The sequence below is a fragment of the Bradyrhizobium sp. AZCC 2176 genome (assembly GCF_036924645.1).
Taxonomy (GTDB): domain Bacteria; phylum Pseudomonadota; class Alphaproteobacteria; order Rhizobiales; family Xanthobacteraceae; genus Bradyrhizobium.
Genome location: NZ_JAZHRX010000001.1, coordinates 6,186,099 through 6,204,346 on the forward strand (window position 1 = coordinate 6,186,099; position 18,248 = coordinate 6,204,346).

General features: G+C 62.1%; 20 protein-coding genes. 7 read left to right on the forward strand and 13 right to left on the reverse strand.

Going from position 1 to position 18,248, the window contains the following annotated elements; all coding sequences use genetic code 11:
• Nucleotides 1–240 precede the first annotated feature (240 nt).
• Nucleotides 241–555 (reverse strand): hypothetical protein, encoded by a 315-nt coding sequence (locus V1288_RS29160; RefSeq protein WP_334360308.1) that lies wholly within the window; start codon nt 553–555, stop codon nt 241–243.
• Between V1288_RS29160 and V1288_RS29165 the strand changes: the two genes are divergently transcribed.
• From V1288_RS29165 to V1288_RS29175, 3 genes are all read left to right on the forward strand, one after another.
• Nucleotides 536–4,282 carry a vitamin B12-dependent ribonucleotide reductase gene (locus V1288_RS29165; protein WP_334360309.1) on the forward strand — a complete coding sequence of 1,249 codons (3,747 nt, stop codon included), beginning with the start codon at nt 536–538 and terminating at the stop codon, nt 4,280–4,282. The genes V1288_RS29160 and V1288_RS29165 overlap by 20 nt on opposite strands.
• A gap of 78 nt (nt 4,283–4,360) precedes the next feature.
• A complete protein-coding gene (locus V1288_RS29170) occupies nt 4,361–5,101 on the forward strand; it encodes a hypothetical protein (RefSeq protein WP_334360310.1) in 741 nt (246 codons plus the stop codon).
• A 513-nt stretch (nt 5,102–5,614) separates the two neighbouring features.
• The gene (locus V1288_RS29175; protein WP_334360311.1) at nt 5,615–5,920 is read left to right on the forward strand and encodes a hypothetical protein; all 306 of its coding nucleotides are present in this window, start codon (nt 5,615–5,617) and stop codon (nt 5,918–5,920) included.
• A 257-nt stretch (nt 5,921–6,177) separates the two neighbouring features.
• Here the strand turns inward: V1288_RS29175 and V1288_RS29180 are convergent, their stop codons facing one another.
• From V1288_RS29180 to V1288_RS29230, 11 genes are all read right to left on the reverse strand, one after another.
• Nucleotides 6,178–6,834: a hypothetical protein gene (locus V1288_RS29180; protein WP_334360312.1), complete on the reverse strand. Its 657-nt coding sequence runs from the start codon at nt 6,832–6,834 to the stop codon at nt 6,178–6,180.
• A gap of 432 nt (nt 6,835–7,266) precedes the next feature.
• Nucleotides 7,267–8,253 (reverse strand): tripartite tricarboxylate transporter substrate binding protein, encoded by a 987-nt coding sequence (locus V1288_RS29185; protein ID WP_334360313.1) that lies wholly within the window; start codon nt 8,251–8,253, stop codon nt 7,267–7,269.
• 231 nt (nt 8,254–8,484) lie between these two features.
• A complete protein-coding gene (locus V1288_RS29190; RefSeq protein ID WP_334360314.1) occupies nt 8,485–8,844 on the reverse strand; it encodes a hypothetical protein in 360 nt (119 codons plus the stop codon).
• Nucleotides 8,845–8,939: 95 nt separating this feature from the next.
• The gene (locus tag V1288_RS29195) at nt 8,940–9,653 is read right to left on the reverse strand and encodes an ROK family protein (RefSeq protein ID WP_334360315.1); all 714 of its coding nucleotides are present in this window, start codon (nt 9,651–9,653) and stop codon (nt 8,940–8,942) included.
• A gap of 224 nt (nt 9,654–9,877) precedes the next feature.
• Nucleotides 9,878–10,186, reverse strand: coding sequence for a cytosolic protein (locus V1288_RS29200; protein WP_334360316.1), 309 nt, complete (start codon nt 10,184–10,186; stop codon nt 9,878–9,880).
• A 115-nt stretch (nt 10,187–10,301) separates the two neighbouring features.
• Nucleotides 10,302–11,330 (reverse strand): SH3 domain-containing protein, encoded by a 1,029-nt coding sequence (locus tag V1288_RS29205; RefSeq protein ID WP_334360317.1) that lies wholly within the window; start codon nt 11,328–11,330, stop codon nt 10,302–10,304.
• A 163-nt stretch (nt 11,331–11,493) separates the two neighbouring features.
• The gene (locus tag V1288_RS29210) at nt 11,494–11,679 is read right to left on the reverse strand and encodes a hypothetical protein (protein ID WP_334360318.1); all 186 of its coding nucleotides are present in this window, start codon (nt 11,677–11,679) and stop codon (nt 11,494–11,496) included.
• 31 nt (nt 11,680–11,710) lie between these two features.
• Nucleotides 11,711–12,139, reverse strand: a complete 429-nt coding sequence (locus V1288_RS29215) for a hypothetical protein (protein ID WP_334360319.1) — start codon at nt 12,137–12,139, stop codon at nt 11,711–11,713.
• Nucleotides 12,140–12,366: 227 nt separating this feature from the next.
• Entirely contained in the window at nt 12,367–13,302 is a 936-nt protein-coding gene (locus tag V1288_RS29220) for an oxygenase MpaB family protein (RefSeq protein ID WP_334361432.1), read from the reverse strand.
• 29 nt (nt 13,303–13,331) lie between these two features.
• A complete protein-coding gene (locus V1288_RS29225) occupies nt 13,332–14,330 on the reverse strand; it encodes a Bug family tripartite tricarboxylate transporter substrate binding protein (RefSeq protein ID WP_334360320.1) in 999 nt (332 codons plus the stop codon).
• Between the two features lie 321 nt (nt 14,331–14,651).
• Nucleotides 14,652–14,864, reverse strand: a complete 213-nt coding sequence (locus tag V1288_RS29230) for a hypothetical protein (protein ID WP_334360321.1) — start codon at nt 14,862–14,864, stop codon at nt 14,652–14,654.
• A gap of 96 nt (nt 14,865–14,960) precedes the next feature.
• On the opposite strand from V1288_RS29230, the gene V1288_RS29235 reads away from it, so the two are divergent.
• From V1288_RS29235 to V1288_RS29245, 3 genes are all read left to right on the forward strand, one after another.
• A complete protein-coding gene (locus V1288_RS29235) occupies nt 14,961–15,305 on the forward strand; it encodes a tRNA-binding protein (RefSeq protein WP_334360322.1) in 345 nt (114 codons plus the stop codon).
• Between the two features lie 117 nt (nt 15,306–15,422).
• Nucleotides 15,423–15,596: a hypothetical protein gene (locus V1288_RS29240; protein WP_280971857.1), complete on the forward strand. Its 174-nt coding sequence runs from the start codon at nt 15,423–15,425 to the stop codon at nt 15,594–15,596.
• Between the two features lie 44 nt (nt 15,597–15,640).
• Nucleotides 15,641–16,651 carry a dienelactone hydrolase family protein gene (locus V1288_RS29245; protein ID WP_334360323.1) on the forward strand — a complete coding sequence of 337 codons (1,011 nt, stop codon included), beginning with the start codon at nt 15,641–15,643 and terminating at the stop codon, nt 16,649–16,651.
• A 342-nt stretch (nt 16,652–16,993) separates the two neighbouring features.
• Here V1288_RS29245 and V1288_RS29250 read toward each other — a convergent pair whose 3' ends face one another.
• A complete protein-coding gene (locus V1288_RS29250; protein WP_334360324.1) occupies nt 16,994–17,263 on the reverse strand; it encodes a DUF2312 domain-containing protein in 270 nt (89 codons plus the stop codon).
• A gap of 111 nt (nt 17,264–17,374) precedes the next feature.
• Between V1288_RS29250 and pdxY the strand changes: the two genes are divergently transcribed.
• Nucleotides 17,375–18,235, forward strand: a complete 861-nt coding sequence (gene pdxY / locus V1288_RS29255; protein WP_334360325.1) for a pyridoxal kinase PdxY — start codon at nt 17,375–17,377, stop codon at nt 18,233–18,235.
• Nucleotides 18,236–18,248: the final 13 nt, after the last annotated feature.

Genomic DNA, 18,248 nt, shown 5'->3' on the forward strand with positions numbered 1-18,248 from the left:
CCGCAAGAAATTTTTTGTGTTGGGAATCCCTGAGGACTCACTGATACTTGGCGTCATCACAGGCGCGGGATCACCCCCTGTTTTCCCGTACTTTCCACCATATTTAGTATTTGATTCAGGAACTCGTACTAGTCCTTGACGGGCGCGACGGGTTTGGCCTAGCCTCTTTGCTGGACGGCGCGAGTTAAGTTTTGGGTCCCGCCGGACGCTCCCAAACGGGTTCCCCAGACGAGCACTCCGTCAGCCGGTCGAGGCACGGATCGAGCGCTCGTCTGCCCGAAAACGGCGGCGATCCGGCGCTGAAAAACGAGCCGAATGGCTCAGGCGATCGAGTAGCGGCGTTGAGTTGGGATTGGCCCCGTCGATCGGCGGGACCATGGGGTGGCGAAGACAGAAACAGGGCCGGGTCCACCGGTAGAGCTTGCGGATCTCAGGCCCAAGGTTGTCTTCAACCTTGGTGCCGATGGTTCGCTCACTGAAAACATCCGGCAACCGCGGAAAATGCGGACCGGGCAAGAAGACGGGGCACGACAAAATGCGAATCGAACGGCGCAACACCACTTCCGGCCAGTCACCCTACGCAGGGATTGATTTCAGGCTGACGACATCGGAGATCCGCAACCCCGACGGTTCGATCGTGTTCCGGCTCGAAAATGTCGAAGTGCCCCAGTTCTGGTCGCAGGTCGCCTCCGACGTGCTGGCCCAGAAGTATTTTCGGAAAGCGGGCGTCGCCGCGCGGCTGAAGAAGGTCGAGGAAGAGACCGTGCCGTCCTGGCTGTGGCGCTCGGTGCCCGACACCGAGGCGCTCGCCCTCCTCCCCGAATCCGAGCGTTACGTCAGCGAACTCAGCGCCAAGCAGGTGTTCGACCGCCTCGCCGGTTGCTGGACCTATTGGGGCTGGAAGGGCGGCTACTTCTCGACCGAGGAAGATGCCTCCGCCTTCTTCGACGAGCTGCGCTACATGCTGGCGAAACAGATGGTCGCGCCGAACTCGCCGCAATGGTTCAACACCGGTCTGCATTGGGCCTACGGCGTCGATGGCCCCGGCCAGGGCCACTATTATGTCGACTGGAAGACCGGCAAGCTGACGAAGTCCAAGTCGGCCTACGAGCACCCCCAGCCGCACGCCTGCTTCATCCAGGGCATCGAGGACGACCTCGTCAACGAGGGCGGCATCATGGACCTCTGGGTGCGTGAGGCGCGCCTGTTCAAATACGGCTCCGGCACCGGCTCCAACTTTTCGCGCCTGCGCGGCGAAGGCGAGCGCCTCTCCGGCGGCGGCCGCTCCAGCGGCCTGATGAGCTTCCTCAAGATCGGCGACCGTGCCGCGGGCGCGATCAAGAGCGGCGGCACCACGCGCCGCGCGGCCAAGATGGTCGTGGTCGACGCCGACCATCCCGATATCGAGACCTATATCGACTGGAAGGTGAAGGAGGAGCAGAAGGTTGCCGCGCTCGTCACCGGCTCCAAGATCAACCAGAAGCACCTCAAGGCCGTGCTGAAGGCCTGCGTGAACTGCGAAGGCTCGGGCGACGACTGCTTCGATCCCGAGAAGAACCCGGCCCTGCGCCGCGAAATCAAGCTGGCGCGCCGCGCGCTGGTGTCCGACAACGTCATCAAGCGCGTCATCCAGTTCGCCAAGCAGGGCTACAAGGACATCGACTTCCCGACCTACGACACCGATTGGGATTCGGAAGCCTACCTCACGGTATCCGGCCAGAACTCCAACAATTCGGTATCGCTGAAGGACGATTTCCTGCGCGCCGTGGAAACCGATGGCGACTGGAACCTGATCGGCCGCACCAACAAGAAAATTACAAAAACGCTGAAGGCCCGCGAGCTCTGGGAAAAGATCGGCCACGCCGCCTGGGCCTCGGCCGATCCCGGTCTGCACTTCAACACCACCATGAACGACTGGCACACCTGCAAGGCGTCCGGCGAGATCCGCGCGTCGAATCCGTGCTCGGAATACATGTTCCTGGACGACACCGCCTGCAATCTGGCGTCCGCCAATCTCATCACCTTCTATTCGACCACCACAAAACGGTTCGACGTCGAATCCTACGAGCATCTCTGCCGGCTCTGGACCATCGTGCTCGAAATCTCCGTGATGATGGCGCAGTTCCCGTCGAAGGCGATCGCCGAACTCTCCTACGAGTTCCGCACGCTGGGCCTCGGCTTCGCCAACATCGGCGGTCTCTTGATGACCATGGGCTTGCCCTATAACAGCAAGGAAGGCCGCTCGCTGTGCGGCGCCCTGACTGCCGTGATGACCGGCGTGGCGTATGCGACCTCGGCCGAAATGGCCAAGGAACTTGGCCCCTTCCCCGGCTACAAGAAGAACGCCCAGCACATGCTGCGCGTGATCCGCAACCACCGCCGCGCGGCGCATGGCGAGAGCCGCGGCTATGAGGCGCTGGCGGTCAATCCCGTGCCGCTCGATCACGCCTCCTGCCCGCAAGCGGATGTCATCGCCCACGCCAAGGCGGCCTGGGACAAGGCGCTCGAACTCGGCGAGCTCAACGGCTACCGCAACGCCCAGACCACCGTCGTGGCGCCGACCGGCACCATCGGCCTGGTGATGGATTGCGACACCACCGGCATCGAGCCTGATTTCGCGCTGGTGAAATTCAAGAAGCTCGCCGGCGGCGGCTACTGGAAGATCATCAACCAGGCAGTGCCGGTGGCGCTGCGGACGCTCGGCTACAGCGAGGCTGATATTGCGGAGATCGAGGCCTACGCCGTCGGCCACGGCTCGCTGTCCAATTCGCCCGGCATCAATGTTTCGACGCTGAAGGCCAAAGGCTTCACCGACGAAGCGTTGGCCAAGGTGGAGAAGGCGCTGCCGACCGCGTTCGACATCAAGTTCGCCTTCAACAAGTGGACCTTTGGCGAAGATTTCCTGCGCGAGACGCTCAACCTCGCGCCCGAGACGATCGCAGCCCCCGGCTTCGACCTGCTCGCCGCGCTGGGCTTCACCAAGCGCGAGATCGAGGCCGCCAACGTGCACATTTGCGGCGCGATGACGGTGGAAGGCGCGCCGCACCTTAGGCCTGAGCACTATCCGGTGTTCGACTGCGCCAACCCCTGCGGCAAGATCGGCAAGCGTTATCTGTCGGTCGAGAGCCACATCCGCATGATGGCGGCGTCGCAGCCGTTCATCTCGGGCGCGATCTCGAAAACCATCAACATGCCGAACGACGCCACCGTCGAGGATTGCAAGGCGGCGTATCTCCTTTCCTGGAAACTCGCGCTGAAGGCCAACGCGCTCTACCGCGATGGCTCGAAGCTGAGCCAGCCCCTGAACTCGCAGCTCATCGCCGACGATGACGACGAGGAAGATGCGGTGGAGGCGCTCTACGAGAAGCCGATGGCGGCGCGTGCCGCGCAGGTCTCGGAAAAGATCGTCGAAAAACTGGTCGAGCGCATCGTCGTGATGCGCGAGCGCGAAAAAATGCCGGATCGCCGCAAGGGCTACACCCAGAAGGCGGTGGTCGGCGGCCACAAGGTGTACTTGCGCACCGGCGAGTATGACGACGGCCGGCTCGGCGAGATCTTCATCGACATGCACAAGGAAGGCGCGGCGCTTCGCTCCTTCATCAACAACTTCGCCATCGCGGTTTCGCTCGGCCTGCAATACGGCGTGCCGCTGGAGGAATATGTCGACGCCTTCACCTTCACCCGCTTCGAGCCGGCGGGTCCCGTGCAGGGCAACGACTCGATCAAGTACGCGACCTCGATCCTCGACTATGTGTTCCGCGAACTTGCGGTCAGCTACATGTCGCGCTTCGATCTCGCCCATGTCGATCCCAGCGAGTCCAACTTCGACGCGATGGGCAAAGGCGTCGAGGAAGGCAAGGAGCCGTCCGACGGCAGCCAGCAGGCGACAAAATATCTGTCCAAGGGCCTGACCCGCTCGCGCACGGATAATCTGGTCGTGATGCGCGGCGGCGATGCCGACGCGCGCGGCTCCCACAACGTCACCGCCATCGGCGGCCACGGCCCCAGCGCCCGCGTCTCCGACGCGCACGAAGGCGCAGTCGCCCTGAAGCAGGAAACCCAGCACGACCTGTCACCGACGGAAAAGCTGGAAGCGATGAAATGGAGCAAGGCCGGCAGCGCCGCAGTGGCGGTCGCCCCGTCCAAGGCCGAACGCAGGGCGGAAGCCAAGGCCAAGGGCTACGAAGGCGAGATGTGCTCGGAGTGCGGCAACTTCACGCTGGTGCGGAATGGGACCTGCATGAAGTGCGATACGTGTGGAAGCACGACGGGGTGTAGCTAGCCGTCGATTAGAAAAAAGGCGTACGGGCCGCTCATAAGAGCGGCCCGTACGGTTTCTGTAGAAGCCTCAGAGACAGCCATGGATGACGCTGTAAGGGCCCTTCTCACGCTTGTTGGTCTAGTTTTTGGCGCTGGCGGCGGAATTGCCGTTGTCGCCTACGGCATACTTCGCTTTTTCGGTGAGAAGTGGATGAACGCCAAGTTTGAAGAACGACTGGCGGCGTTTAAACATGCACAAGAAAAGGAGCTTGAGGAGCTACGTTACAAGATCAATGCGCTCATGGATCGAACCATCAAGCTTCACCAAAAAGAATTTGATGTAGTTCCGGAAGCATGGGGCAAGCTCACTCAGGCGCACGGCATTGTTATGACCGTCACATCTTCGATTCAACAGTATCCAGACTTAGATCGAATGGCCGCAGGTCAGCTTGAAGAATTTCTAGAAGGAGGTTTCCTAGCTAGATGGCAGAAGGACGAACTTAAGGAAGTCGACCAGCGCAATGAGTATTACCAAAGGGCGTGCACTTTGCATCGGATATGGGAAGCGCGCGAAGCTTGCTGGGACTTCCATATCTATTTCAAAAAGAATGGAATCTTTGTGCCTGAGCCGATAAAGGCTAAGTTCTTGCATTTGGACAAACTGATATACGACGCTCTGATTGAGCATCAAATCAACGAGCAAGAGGAAATCCGGCCTAGACTACGCGAGAACACAAAAAGACTGTCTGAGGCGGAAGAGATCATGAATACGCTCGAGCAGGATATTCAGCACCGACTCTGGAGCACCGCTAAAAGCGACGAGCGTATCAAGCAAATGTAGCCCGGATGGGCGGAGTGACATCCGGGGATACCCTGTTGGCGAACCACCTCGCTTCGCTCATGCGGGCCACTCGCTTGCCTACACTTCGGACCGGACAGGCGGCCCGCACGGATACCGGCTCCTCTCCCATAGATCTGTCGTCTACGTAGACATTTATGATGGCCTACTCCATGCCCGCCTCTGTTAGGTTCGCTCGCTAGGTGATACCAGCGAGTCTTTCAACATTGGACCATTTTCATGGACCCCGATCAGAAGGTTTGGCGATACCTTGGATTTTTCCGTTTCATGTGGATGCTGCAGCGCCGTCAGCTTTGGCTTGCCCGCGCCGACAAGCTCGAAGATCCTTGAATTACGGTGACAGTGCACTCAATTCGAAAGCCGGTAGCAAAGCCGTATGGTGCTCAACAGGGAATTGAATGCACTGTCATCGTAATTCCCCGTAATACCCCGCTCGAAAGAGCGGCCTTTTGATTATGGGCGAATGAGTTTAAGTTGGGCAACAACATGAGAAGCATGCTGTCCAGACTGTTCAGGGTGATGAAATTTGTCGTGCCCGCTCTCTATATCGCGGGAGCAATGGGTATCTGGCTGGCCTTTTCCAGAACGAACCCCGATGGGCTCGCCAATATCTGGATTGCAGTCTACACCTTTCCAATGGTCCTGATCGGCACCTTTCTGCTGCAAGGCGAGTTTCCATATCTGCCTGGCCGCTACTATGAAGCACACGCCCTCTACTTCTGGCCAAGCGTTGCCGTTTTGGCTCTTGCATTATTTCTCTTTTTTCATGGATTGCAGCGACTGGCTCGCAAGGTGGAATAGCAAGCGCAGGGCGGATTAGTTAGTTAGCCGACTTGTCCGCCGTAGCTCGAAGAGCGAAGGCGGAAGGCGTAATCCGCCATTCCAAGTGCCGGGTCGGCGGGTTACGCTGCGCTAACCCACCTTGCTCACTTGCTTCGCCGTTACGTGACAGCGCACCTAACCATTCGATATGCTGACCGAGGCACAATTCATTGCCTGCACTGGCAACGTAATTCCGCGGGCGCGCGGGACCGATGCCCGCGTCGCCCTGCTGTCGGTTAGCCTTGTGGGGCTGCCGTGGTAGCCGGGGCACTCAGGACTGCTCCTCCGACCGAAACAGGTCCAAAAGGCTTTGACTGCCGAGCCATTTTTTTGCGCATTACCCGGGATAGCCGGTTGCGAGCGTGCCTTGTTGGAATGGACGAAGTCACTTCCGGGGTCATTGCATTTTTCAGCGAGTCGACCTTCGCCATCAGCGTGGAAATCTGAGCAGAGATCTTCTTCACGTCTTCATGTTCATCCGTGATCTGAGCGGATATTTTCTTCACGACGACCTGCTCATCCGCGACGCTCTGTCTTAGGGAAGCAAGCGCAATTGAATCCTGCTGAAGAAGCGCTGCGTTTTGCTGCAACAGCGAGCTGTTCTCTTGCAGAGCGGCAGCCTGTTGCTGCTCGGCCGACTGAGCATCCTTCGATGCGGCGCCGGCCAAATCGGCTATGAGATCGGAAACTTTCTGGTGCGGAATCAGATCGGCCAACATGCTGACATTCGGCAGGGCAAAATCGGAAGGGGTCATGGTATAGACGGCCGCAGCACTGTTTATTCCAAGCGCGATCACCGACAGCGCCAGGATCGATTTCCGGCTCGATTGCTTGCTCGGCGCCGTGGATTCAGGTTGTTCGCTTTGGCTCTGCTTTTCCGATGTGCTGGTCACGTGCAATACCTCAAATGAGTGAGCGAAAAGAAGCCGTCGCCGGATCGTCCCTCGCGACGGCTCCTTTACGCGGCACCCAACTGGAACTGCCTGAGACTTTAGGCTGATCAGATTAATTCGGCGTTAGCGCCTCGGTCGTCTGGCATGAGCCGCAAGCGGTTGCCGGCTGCGCTTCCGATGTGATGGGCGCAGGCGCAGCGACGTCCGGGACAACGCTCATACCGCCCCGGATTGCGTGGAGCCTGTCATCACTGTGCGAGCGCAATTGCGCTCGTCGCGGGGCGCGCATTCGCGCGACCCGTTGGCTCGATCCGGGCTACGCTCGCTACTTTGCATGGGGTTGTTTTCGCGATTTTGTGTCTGGGTCCTGGGGTGTACTGCGGAAGAGTATCTGCACCGGGGCTACGCTCCGCCACAACTCACTTCATCCTCTTACTTCGCCAGCCCGAGCGACTTCAGCGCCTTGCCGTTGTCCTCGTTGTCCGCCTTCATGAACTCCGCGAAGCCGGCCGAATCCAGATAGATCATGTCGAAGCCGCGCCGGTTCATGAACTCCTTGAACTCCGCGCTGTCCCAGACCTTCTTGATCGCGGTCTCGTACTGCGTGGCAATCTCCTTCGGCAGGCCCCTGGGCGCCGCAAAGCCACGCCACACACCCTTGTGCCACTTGTGACCCGTCGCCTCCTCGGTGGTCGGCACGTCAGGGAAGTTCGGCGCGCGGTTGGGCGAGAAGAACACGAGGCTGCGGATACGCCCCGCCTTGAGCAGCGCCTCGGCTTCCGGCATCGAGCACGCGACGAAGTCGACGCCGCCGGCCGCCAGATCGGTCAGCGCGGTCGCAGCGCCGGTGGACGGCACCCAGCGGATCGAGCCGGGCGAAACGCCGTCGGCCTGCATCAGGCCGGCGAGCGCGACATGCCAGCTTCCGCCCTGCCCCGTACCCGAGGCCACCACCTTGTTCGGGTTCGCCTTGATATGCGCGAACAGCTCCTTGACGTTCTTGTAGGGCGAGTCCGCCTTGACGTGAATCGCGGCGGGGTCCTGGTTGACCAGCGCGATCGGCGTATACTTCTCCCAGGTGAGATCGGTGAGCCCCACCCAGTGCATCAGGTTGATCTCGAGCGTGATGAGACCGAACGTGTAGCCGTCCGGCGCGGCGGTGGCGATCGCCTGGTGGCCGACCACGCCCGAGCCGCCCGTGCGGTTCACGACGTTCACCGGCTGCTTGAGATCGCGCTCCAGCATGTGGGCGATCTGGCGCGCGACCGCGTCGGTGCCGCCGCCGGCGGCCCACGGCACGATCAGCGTGATCGGCCGCTCCGGGAAGGCCGCTTGCGCGTTTCCGGCACCGAGCAGGCTTGCGGCCGCAAGCGCCGCAAGCGCGAAATTTCTGACATGATTTCTCGCTTGGCGAAACATTCGCAAACCCTCCCGCCTTGCTTTTTATGCGTCGGGTGAGGCACCGCGACGCCGCGCTTATGCGCTATTCGCCATTCGGGCGACGGAGGGCCAACATGTCAAGGGGAAGCAAGCCTGGCGCGGATTGGCATAGGGTAATCCGCCATCAGCGCCAGACAGTGCAGTACGCGGAATTTATCATCGGGCGCACAATCGCGCGACGCGTTGGCTCTTGCGCCCCGTTTGACCTGATCAGCCGCAATTCCAGATCGGCCCGATCGGTGTCCGCGTCCAGCACGGGCCGAAGCTGCCGCCATTGTAGCGTCCGCCGTAAAAGCCGGGCCGGCCAAAATAGTGCCAGTCGCCATCATACCCGTAGTAACGGGGGACCGGGTCAATATACCAATGGCGCCGGTCGCGGCGTGCCAAACGCCGCGTCGCGTCTTTCTGGGCGTAAAGTGGAAGGTTGTTGTTCAGCGGCTGATGGTAACCTGGCAGGAAGCCGTAGCCGTGCCAGCGCGCAGCCGGCCGCTTATGCACCGGCGCAGCCAGCGCGGCGACGGACAACAGGGACAGGAGGACAGCCGTCAACAGACACACAAGGCGGGACATCTGCACACCATAGACAGTCCACTGTTGAGAGGCCATTCAAATCCAGGTGCAAAGCTCACGCGCCTGTGCACCGGCGCCGCCAGCTCCGGCTTGCTCTACTGCCGTACACTGGACGCTTTGACCGCCCCCTTCTTCCACAGTCGAAATCCGCCCTCGAACGCGTTGGTGTTGGCGCCGAGCCGGACCTTGCGCGGCAGCTTGTCGATCTTGTCGGCGTTTCCGCCGCCCAGCATGACGTAATCCGGCTCCAGCGCAGCGAGCAGACGCTTCAGGACGTCATCCACCGCGCGTTGCCATTTCTTCCTGCCAACGCGCTTGAGGGCCGCGGCGCCAACGCATTGCTCGAACGTCTTGCCGTTACGGTACGGCAGGTGAGCGAGCTCCATCGGTTCCAGAATGCCATCCACGATCATCGCGGAGCCAAGACCCGTCCCCAGGCCCAGAAACAGCATCCGGCCGCCCCGGTAGCTGCCGATCGCCTGCATCAGCGCATCGTTGACGACCTTGGTCGGGCGGCCGAAGGCCTTTTCGAAATTGAAACCGGCCCACCCCTGACCGAGATTGTGCGGCTCCGACAAGGGCCGGTTGTTGACCACGGGCCCCGGATATCCGATCGAGATGACGTCATAGGACCAGTCTTTCGTCAGCGCCTTGACCTTCCTTACCATCACTCTCGCGGAAAGGTCGGGACCGGACGCAAACGCGCGCCTGGTTCGCTCCCTGCTGGTCATGGCCTTGACGCGCGAACCACCGACGTCGATCACGAGGACCGTATGCCGCGATATCAGCTTGCCGGTTTTCTTCGCCATGAATTCGCGGCTTGCACTGTAGGACGAGCACAACTGTACTCTGCCGAGGTAAAGAAGCAAACAGCACCACAGCCTTGTTCTCCATCCGACTCCATTTTGTTCGCAAGGAACGAATCGGAATCGCGCAAATCAGCGCGAGGCAATTCTTAACGATGCGTTTGCTTCATGCTTGCGCAGCAAGTAGCCCGGATCAGCCAATAGGTCGCGCGAATGCGCCCGTTGGCTCATCCGGCCTGCGCTCGCTGTTCTTGCAGGATCGGTGAACCGAGTTCATCGAAACGAAAGAGCTGAAAGATCCGCTGGCCGTTGAAGTCGAGGATCCTCAAATCATCAGTCTCGTGCAGATTGCTTTCGACGGCTTGAAAATGTCCGCCGTAGCGCTGCCTGGCAAGTGACAATGGAACCTCAAACGCGACGAACTTGCCGATGCCTTTTTGCCTGAGCACCTCAAGAAGCTTCTGATCGGTTAAGGACTCGTGCGATGTGAGAATGAGCAGCGGACCGCTCGCCGTGAGCAGCAAAAGCGATTTCATCGGATACTCCTTCGCGGGTTGGGCTGGACTCACCCGTCCTATGCAGATTAGCGCGCAGGACGGATCAGCAAGTAGTCCGAGCAAAAAAAGCCCGGCTCAAGGCCGGGCTTTTCGTTCATTGGCGCTGACCGTGGCCTCCGCCGCCGCCCGGTGCTCCGCCACCACCGCGCGGGGCGGCGTTGATGTGCGGTGCGCCGCCGCCCTGCGGCATCGCGGGCGCTGCTGCGCGCGGGGCGGCCGGGGCCGGCATCTGCGCGCGTGCGCTCGCCGGCGGGCCACCGCCGCCGCGCGCTGCATTGGGCTGCGTCATGTGGGGCGTGCCACGCTCGATCCGCGGCGCAGCCGCACGCGGTTCGTCATGACCGCGGGCCATGACCGGCGGCGTCTGCGTGCGGGTGCGACCCATCGGCTGCTCGCGCACGGCCGCTTTTGCATTCCCTCTTGCGTTCTCACGCGTCATCCGCGCGTTCTCGCGCGTCATGCGGGACTGGACCGCCGCACGTTCGCGCACCTCTCGCGCGCTGCGCGTGGCGAGGTCTCTCTCCCGCGTCACGCGCTCCGTCACACCGGCGCGGGTCCGATCCCGCGTCCGCTCCTCGACACGGGCACGCGACCTCTCCTCGACACCGAAACGCTCCGTTGCACGCGTCCTTGCCTCAGGCAGCGCAGCATCGCGCGCTGCCGCCGCGCGGCCGATCCGGGCCGCCGAGCGGTCGATCGTCAACCGCGTCGCGAAACGCTCATGCGATTGCCAGTAGCCGCTCCAGTGGGCGCGGCGGTGATACCAGGGACGTCCCGCATAATAGCTCGACCAGTACGAGGTCAGCACGAACGGCACGACGGGAACGTCGATCTCGTCGACATAGTCGGGCAGATAGACGTAGCGGTTGCGGTAGAGATATTCGAGATATCGCGACGATACCCAGCCACGATCATCCGACCAACTCACATCGCACCAGGCCTTGCCTCTGAAGCACCCGTGGATGTTGACACGGGCGCCGCCGGGAATGCGGTCGACCGTCGGAAAGCCTTCACCGGGCCCTGCCTTGAGGCTGACCGTGGTGGTGACGATGCCCGGCGCCGCCAATGCGGCGGTCGGCATCAGCAGCATGGCTGCTGCGATAAACAATCCTTTTAATTTCATGGCGAGTTCCTCCTCATAAGTTATGGAACGCCGCAGCGAAACAGGCGTTCCCTAATGGAGTGGTCGCGTTAACCAAAGGGTGCAGGCGTCTCGCAGGTGCGAGACGCCTCGCTTTTGTCGCTGGGCGCGCATTCGCGCGACCATTGGCTCACCCCGTTACTCGCTATTGAATGTGCTGCTGCTGAGCATCGCGGCGAACCTGTTCCTGCACCTGCTTGAAGGTCGGCAATGCCGGGTTCGGCTGCACCGGGGAAACCTTGACCGTTACGGCGTTTGGACTGTTCAGGAACCATGACGCCGCGACGGCAGCAATAAGTATGGCCACAGCGATGGCAGCAATTCCCTTCATCGCGCGTCTCCCGGAAAATCTGTTTGCGGAACTAGCTGGAGAGGATCACGCTGTGCTGACGTCGCGACGGATGATCGGCGCCGACCAATGCTTGCGGGTCGGTTGCAATCACGACTTCCGGCAACGGCACCGGCTCGATACCGGCAAAGCGACGGTAGAGCGCACCCATGATCGCGCCGTTGACGACTGCAATCGCAAGGAACAGAAACATCGTATGGACGGCCAATAGCGGCGTCAGCAGCACGACACCCCCGGCCACGAGGCTTCCAATCGCTGCATACTCGCCGCCCCTGCCGCGGTTAAGCGCCCTGGCGATATGGTGGGCGGCAAGCATGAGAATAGCCGATGGCACGCTGGTGCCGATCAGGGCTGTCAGAAATATCTGCGCCGGAAGCGCGGCAGCGAAAATCGCACCGGGACCTTCCGCTCCCGCCATTCCGCCGAAAATGACCATAAACATAAACACCAGCACGGCTGAAAGGGCCGCTGGCGCCGTTGCCGCGATGGCAATAGCGCCCACCGAGGTGCGAACGCGGACGGGACCATCGCCCAGCGACGAGCGCAATTGCGCTCGCGCAGTGATGACAGGCTCCGCGACATCCGCGACCACTTTAACCCGGATATCGCTTGGCTCATCCGGGCCACCAGCTAGCTAAAAATCGACGACCTTCCTCACCCCAGCCAACATCATTCCATCATCGGCCGGCCGATCCAAAGCCGGTTGAGCCAGCGCACGGCCAGGTCCGGTTGCTTGTCGCCTTGCAGGCGTGCCAGCGCCTCCTGATAAGGACCCACTGCGCGCAGACGCATGGGAAGGCGGGGATAGATGCGCCGGATCCACGCCAGCGCCCGGTCCATGCTGCGCTGCTCGCGTTCGCCGAACTCAAATCCGAATTCCTGGGCCAAACGCTCCGGCAGCAAATGGGCCGTCAGCGCGCGATACCATCTGGGTACGCGCAGTCCTGTGGCGGAGCCCGAAAAGATCTGCTCCGCAATGTCGCGGGCGGCAGGACTGACCGCGAGGCTATCCGAGTGCGACATCGCTTCCGTGTAGGCTGCGAACGACGTCCAGTCCGCAGGCAGGTCGACCGCGCGAACGCCGAATAGCGCCGCGTACAGCTTCGCCTCGGCCCAGTATTGTTCGCGCTCGCTGTTGGTGAGTGCAGGCAAGACAAGGTCATGCGTCTGCCAGGCGGTCTCCACCAGCGTGGCGTGAACCCAGCGTAGCGCCGAAACCTCATTGGCGCTGTAAGCCGAACCGGCTTCGAAGCGGCCTGCTGCCTGTGGCAACGTTCCGGTGATCACGGCGTGGCGGCGATGCAGCCGGCGGCTTGCGGCCAGCGCCTGATCGAGCGAGCCGAACACCATCGTGAACGTGATGTTGAATGTCCGGTGAAACCGGCCGACGGGATCGGCAAAGGTCCGGGAATGCTCCGATATGGCGGCGGCGACCCAGGGGTGCGCCAACTGCAGCAACAGCGCCCGCCCGGCGCCAAGGAAAACCGCCGCCTCGCGGTCGACCCGCCACGTCAAGGACTCCGGGCCAAAGATTCCCGCGATGGGTCCGGCCGCCGCCGCGCGAACGGCATCGAGACTGTTTTCAAAATCATCTGCGGACAACAACAACGGCGCGTCCTCAAGCGGGCCTGCCCTCACCCGCCCTCCGGCTTGATTCCGGCCGCCTTCATGATCGGCAGCAACCGAGCTTCTTCGCTGTCGCGATAGGCTGATATCTCCTGCGGCGTGGTCGGCCAAGCGGTGGCGCCGAGGTCGGCGTAGCGCTGTTTCAACCAGGGATCGCTGAGCGCCTTCACGACGAGTGCGTTGATTTGCGCCACGAGGTCGGCGGGCATGTTCGCGGGGCCGACCAGGCCGGCCCATGAGGTGATCTCGTAGCCGGGCAACAGTTCTGCCATCGCGGGCACGTCGGGAAGCTCCGCCAGCCGCTTCTTCGCGGTGACCGCGACCGGCCTGATCGCGCCCGAGCGCACGCTCGGCAGCGAGCCCGGCAGATTGTCGAACAACAGATCGACATTGCCGCCGAGCAGGTCGTTCAGCGCCGGCGCCGCGCCGCGATAGGGCACGTGACGGACCTGGACGCCGGCCATGCTGTTCATCATCTCACCGGAGAGATGCAGCGTGGTGCCGAAGCCGGCGGAGGCATAGGTGTATTTGCCCGGCTCCTTCTTGAATGCCGCGAGCAACTCCTTCAGGTCCGCGGAGAACAGGTCCTTCTTCGCGGTCAAAATGTTCGGCAATTGCCACATGCCGGAGATGAAGGTGAAATCCTCGCGCGGATGATACGGCAGCTTGGCGTAGCTGCCGATCGCCAGCACGTTGGAGGCGATGCCGCCGAGCCCGACCGTATAGCCGTCCGGCGGTGACTTCACGATCGCATCCGCGCCCAGCACGCCGCCGGCGCCAGCCTTGTTCTCGACCACGAAGGTTTGCCCGGAAAGTTCGCTCATCTTCTGGCAGATCAGGCGCGAGAGCGTGTCGGTGGCGCCGCCAGCCGGAAAGCCGTTGACGTAGCGCACCTGGCGGATCGGCCAGCTCTCTCCGGCGCGCCCCACACGCGGCGCCAGCCAGGACGCGGCAACGAAAGAGCCAATGGTCGCGAGCGCGCGACGGCGGTTCACGGACGACGGCATCAGTGTCCTCCCCTTTCAAAGGCCGTGTGCCGCGCTGCAGCTTTTCGCTGTTCTTCTCCCCGGGCTGCGATCGGCGTGACGGAACGATCTGCCGGTCAGAGGGAGGGCGCGTTCGGCTGGCTTCAGCTTAAGGGCTGCGGGCTATGCTGCAAAGCCCGCATTTCGCAACAAAAGGTCCCGCGCGCTCCTCACCTGCTCTCTGGCGCCTGATGATTTCAAGTCGAAGACATGCGGCTTCGCCGTTGTCGCTGGAGATGCGAGCGAAGCGAGCCTCGACGAACGCGCTGCGCGGGCCGTGTCCTTTTTCCTTTGATCCCGCCCTCACCCGCCCAGCACGTTTCCCCAACCGTCGAACACATACTCTCTCCACGCGACGGTCCCGTCATCGCGGAACACGCTGGAACGGCGGAAGTCGTCGGCTTCCTCGCCAGTCCAGCTAATGATCTGATCGGCCGTGAGGTCGTGCAGGACTGCCGGCTCGAACGGGTCGAAGGTCGTCATGGGACGCATGGCTGGCGCTGTCATCATGCGCATGCAACGCTTTCGCGGCAAGAAAGGTTGCGTTACGGCATCCCCAGATATTCGATGCGGATATCTTTGGCGGCCGACCGCGCAAACAATGAGCAAGACATGCCCCCGCTAAAACCCCAGGCTACCTACGACGATTTCGCGCGTCTCGATATCCGGATCGGCAAGGTTGTCGACGTGCAGCCGTTTCCCCGCGCGCGCAATCCGTCCCTCAAGGTCGGCGTCGACGTCGGCGCCGGCAGGATCATGTGGTCGAGCGCGCAGATCACGAACTACGAGCCGGCAGCCCTGCTCGGCTCGCTGGTCGTGTGCGTCTGCAATCTGGGCGCGAAGAACATCGCAGGCTTCACATCCGAACTCTTGATCCTCGGCGCCAAGGACGCGGCAGGCAACGTGATCGTGCTGGGCCCGCGCAGCGAGATTGCGATCGGCGAGCCGATCTTTTGACATCACGGGTGACGCGGGCGCGGCCTTGTTCGCAGGGACTTCGGCGGGGTACGCTACCGCCGCCCCGCTTCAACGGGCGCGGCTCCAATCCACGCCTATCGCAGGGTAAGGATCGCCATGAACGGAAATCGATATTACGGGGTTCGCGTCGAGGGCGCGAAATACGGCGTGGGTTTTGGCTCGGCGCTCGCCATCGCGATCTCCTACACCAACAACCACTCGATCCTCTGGGCGATCATCCACGGCATCCTGGGCTGGCTCTACGTGATATATGTCGCGCTGTTCAAGTAGGCGCAGGTAAGCCCCGCCCGAACGGCAAAGCTAAGAGGGCTCCCATGTACCAGATGTTATGCGTTCTACTGGCGACGATCGCCTATGGAAGCACGACTGGACACTGCCAAGGCACTCAAGAAAGCACTCAGGCCGGCATGACCGCGGTCACGTTTCAGTCTTCCACCTACAGCGACATGGGTCAGCTCTTGACGCGAGAGGCTGCGACCGGAGCGGTGACGGTCAGGGCCGAACTCGGCTTCCCCGAACAGGCCAGGAATCGCTATCCTGCCGTCATCGTCGTTCACACCCTCGCCGGCTATCGTGACGCCAACGAAGGCTATGCCGCGGCCGAATTGCGCAAGGCGGGCTTCGCGACATTGACCTACGACAGTTTCGCCGCGCGCGGAACCACGGGCGCTGCCCTGCAGGGATCAACAGGCTATCTGCCGCTTGGCGTTGCGGACGCATACGCCGCGCTGCGGCTTCTTTCGGGCGAGCCACGAATCGATGCCGACCGCATTGCCATCATCGGCTTCTCGTACGGCGCTGAAGTGGCGCATCTCGCTTCATTCGAGACGCTGCGATCGGCGCTCATTCCCGGACCGGGCCGGTTTGCCGCGCACGCCGCGTTCTATCCCGGCGGGAGTTTTGGCGCGGTCGCCGAAGCCAGCGCCTATACCGGCTCTCCGGTGCTGATGCTGCTCGGCGAGAAAGACGACAATTTGCCGGTGACAAAGATCGAGAGCTATCTGGCCTACGCGCGCGCCGCCGGGACTCCGGCCCCGATCGAAACCGTGATCTACCCGGGCGCCTACCATGCATGGACCGTTCCCGACCTCACCCGCGCGCGCTTCTATCCGAACCTCGTCAGCACGAAAAAATGTCCGCTCATCCTGCTCGGGCCGAAGTGGCCGGCTTTGCTCATCGACGGCGAGGCGAAGCCGTTCGACCCGGCCACCTTCGGTGCGTGCATAGCGGCAGCGCCCGGCTATTCGATGGGATTTGATGCGGCGGTTCGCGCCCAATCGATCACCGACACGGTTCGGTTCCTTCAACGGAGCCTGCGACCGTAGCGAGTAGCCCGGGATGAGCCAATGGAGCACGCATTCGCGCGACCCGTTGGCTCAGCCCGGCTACGTTCGCTACAGTTTTGTTCTCCATCCGACTCCAATTTGTTCGCAAGGAACGAATCGGAATCGCACAAGTCAGCGCGGGCCAATTCTTAACAAGGCGTTTGCTTCGTGCTTCCGCGAGGATACAGCGGAGAAGTTGCGACGAAGCCGCGCCGCGTTGTCCTTAGCGAACGGCGCGACCGACGGATTCGCAAGTAGGGCGGATTAGCGTTAGCGCAATCCGCCGTTCTCGCGAAAATTCGGTGGGTTACGCTGGCGCTAATCCACCCTGCTCACCGAAGCTCAGGCCGCTTTCGCGGTCTTCTCCGGCGGCGCGGTTTCCATCGCGCGCATGTAGAGATCGAGCAGGCTTTCGCGCTCGTCGCGCTCGTCCTGGTCCTGCTTCCGCAGCTTGATGATCTCCTTGAGGATCTTCACATCAAACCCCTCGCCCTTGGCCTCCGAAAACACTTCCTTCTTCTGCTCGTTCAGTTCCTGCAATTCGGTGTCGATATTCTCGATCCGCTCGACGAAAGAACGAATCCGGCCGCCGGGAATGGTGACGTCAGACATGGTGCCTCCCTGTTGAATGAGGTCGTGAAAATGCCCGCAAACAAATAACCAATGTGTTAACCTCGGCAGGTTCCCCGCCCCGACAACCGGCTTATTCCCCAGATCAATCTCATGAACGTGATTTCTATCCAGTCGCAGGTCGCCTACGGCCATGTCGGCAACAGCGCCGCGGTGTTTCCGATGCAGATGCACGGGATCGACGTGGTGGCGGTGCCGACCACGCTGCTCAGCAACCGGCCGGGCTATCCGACCATTCGCGGCCGGGTGCTCGATCGAGAGCTCGTCGCCGACCTCTTGCACGGGATCGAGGAGCGCGGCGCGGTCGATACTGCCACGATGATCCTGTCCGGCTATCTCGGCTCGGCCGACAACGCCGCCGTGGTCGCGGACTTTGTCGCCCGCGCCAAGGCCAGGAATCCGGCGCTAGTCTATTGCTGCGACCCCGTGCTCGGGGATCGCGACCGCGGCCTGTTCGTCCACGCCGACATCCCGCCGCTGGTGCGCGATTTGCTGTGCCCGCTGGCCGATATCATCACGCCCAATCATTTCGAGTTCGAATGGCTGTGCGGGGCCAAGGCAACTTCGATCGATCAGGTGCTTAAGGCGGCGCGCGCGTTCATGGCGCGCGGGACGGTTGTCGTCACCAGCGCCGAGCTTGCCGACACGCCCGAAGGCGAGATCGAGACGCTCGCCGTCGAACGCGCCGACGAAGGGTTCAAGGCCTTTCGCGTCCGCACCCCAAAACTGCCGATCAGCCCGAACGGCACCGGCGATCTGTTTGCCGCGCTATTGGTGTCGGCGCGCGTCCGCGGCTTCGACACGCCGGATGCGCTCAGCCACGCCGCCTCCGCCATCTTCGCCGTGCTGGAACGCACCGAGGCCAGTGGCACCGAGGAAATGCGCATCGTCGAGAGCGCAGAGTGGCTCGTTCATCCGCAACGCAAATTCGAATGCATCGCGATCGGCCAGTAGGGCGGATCAGCCG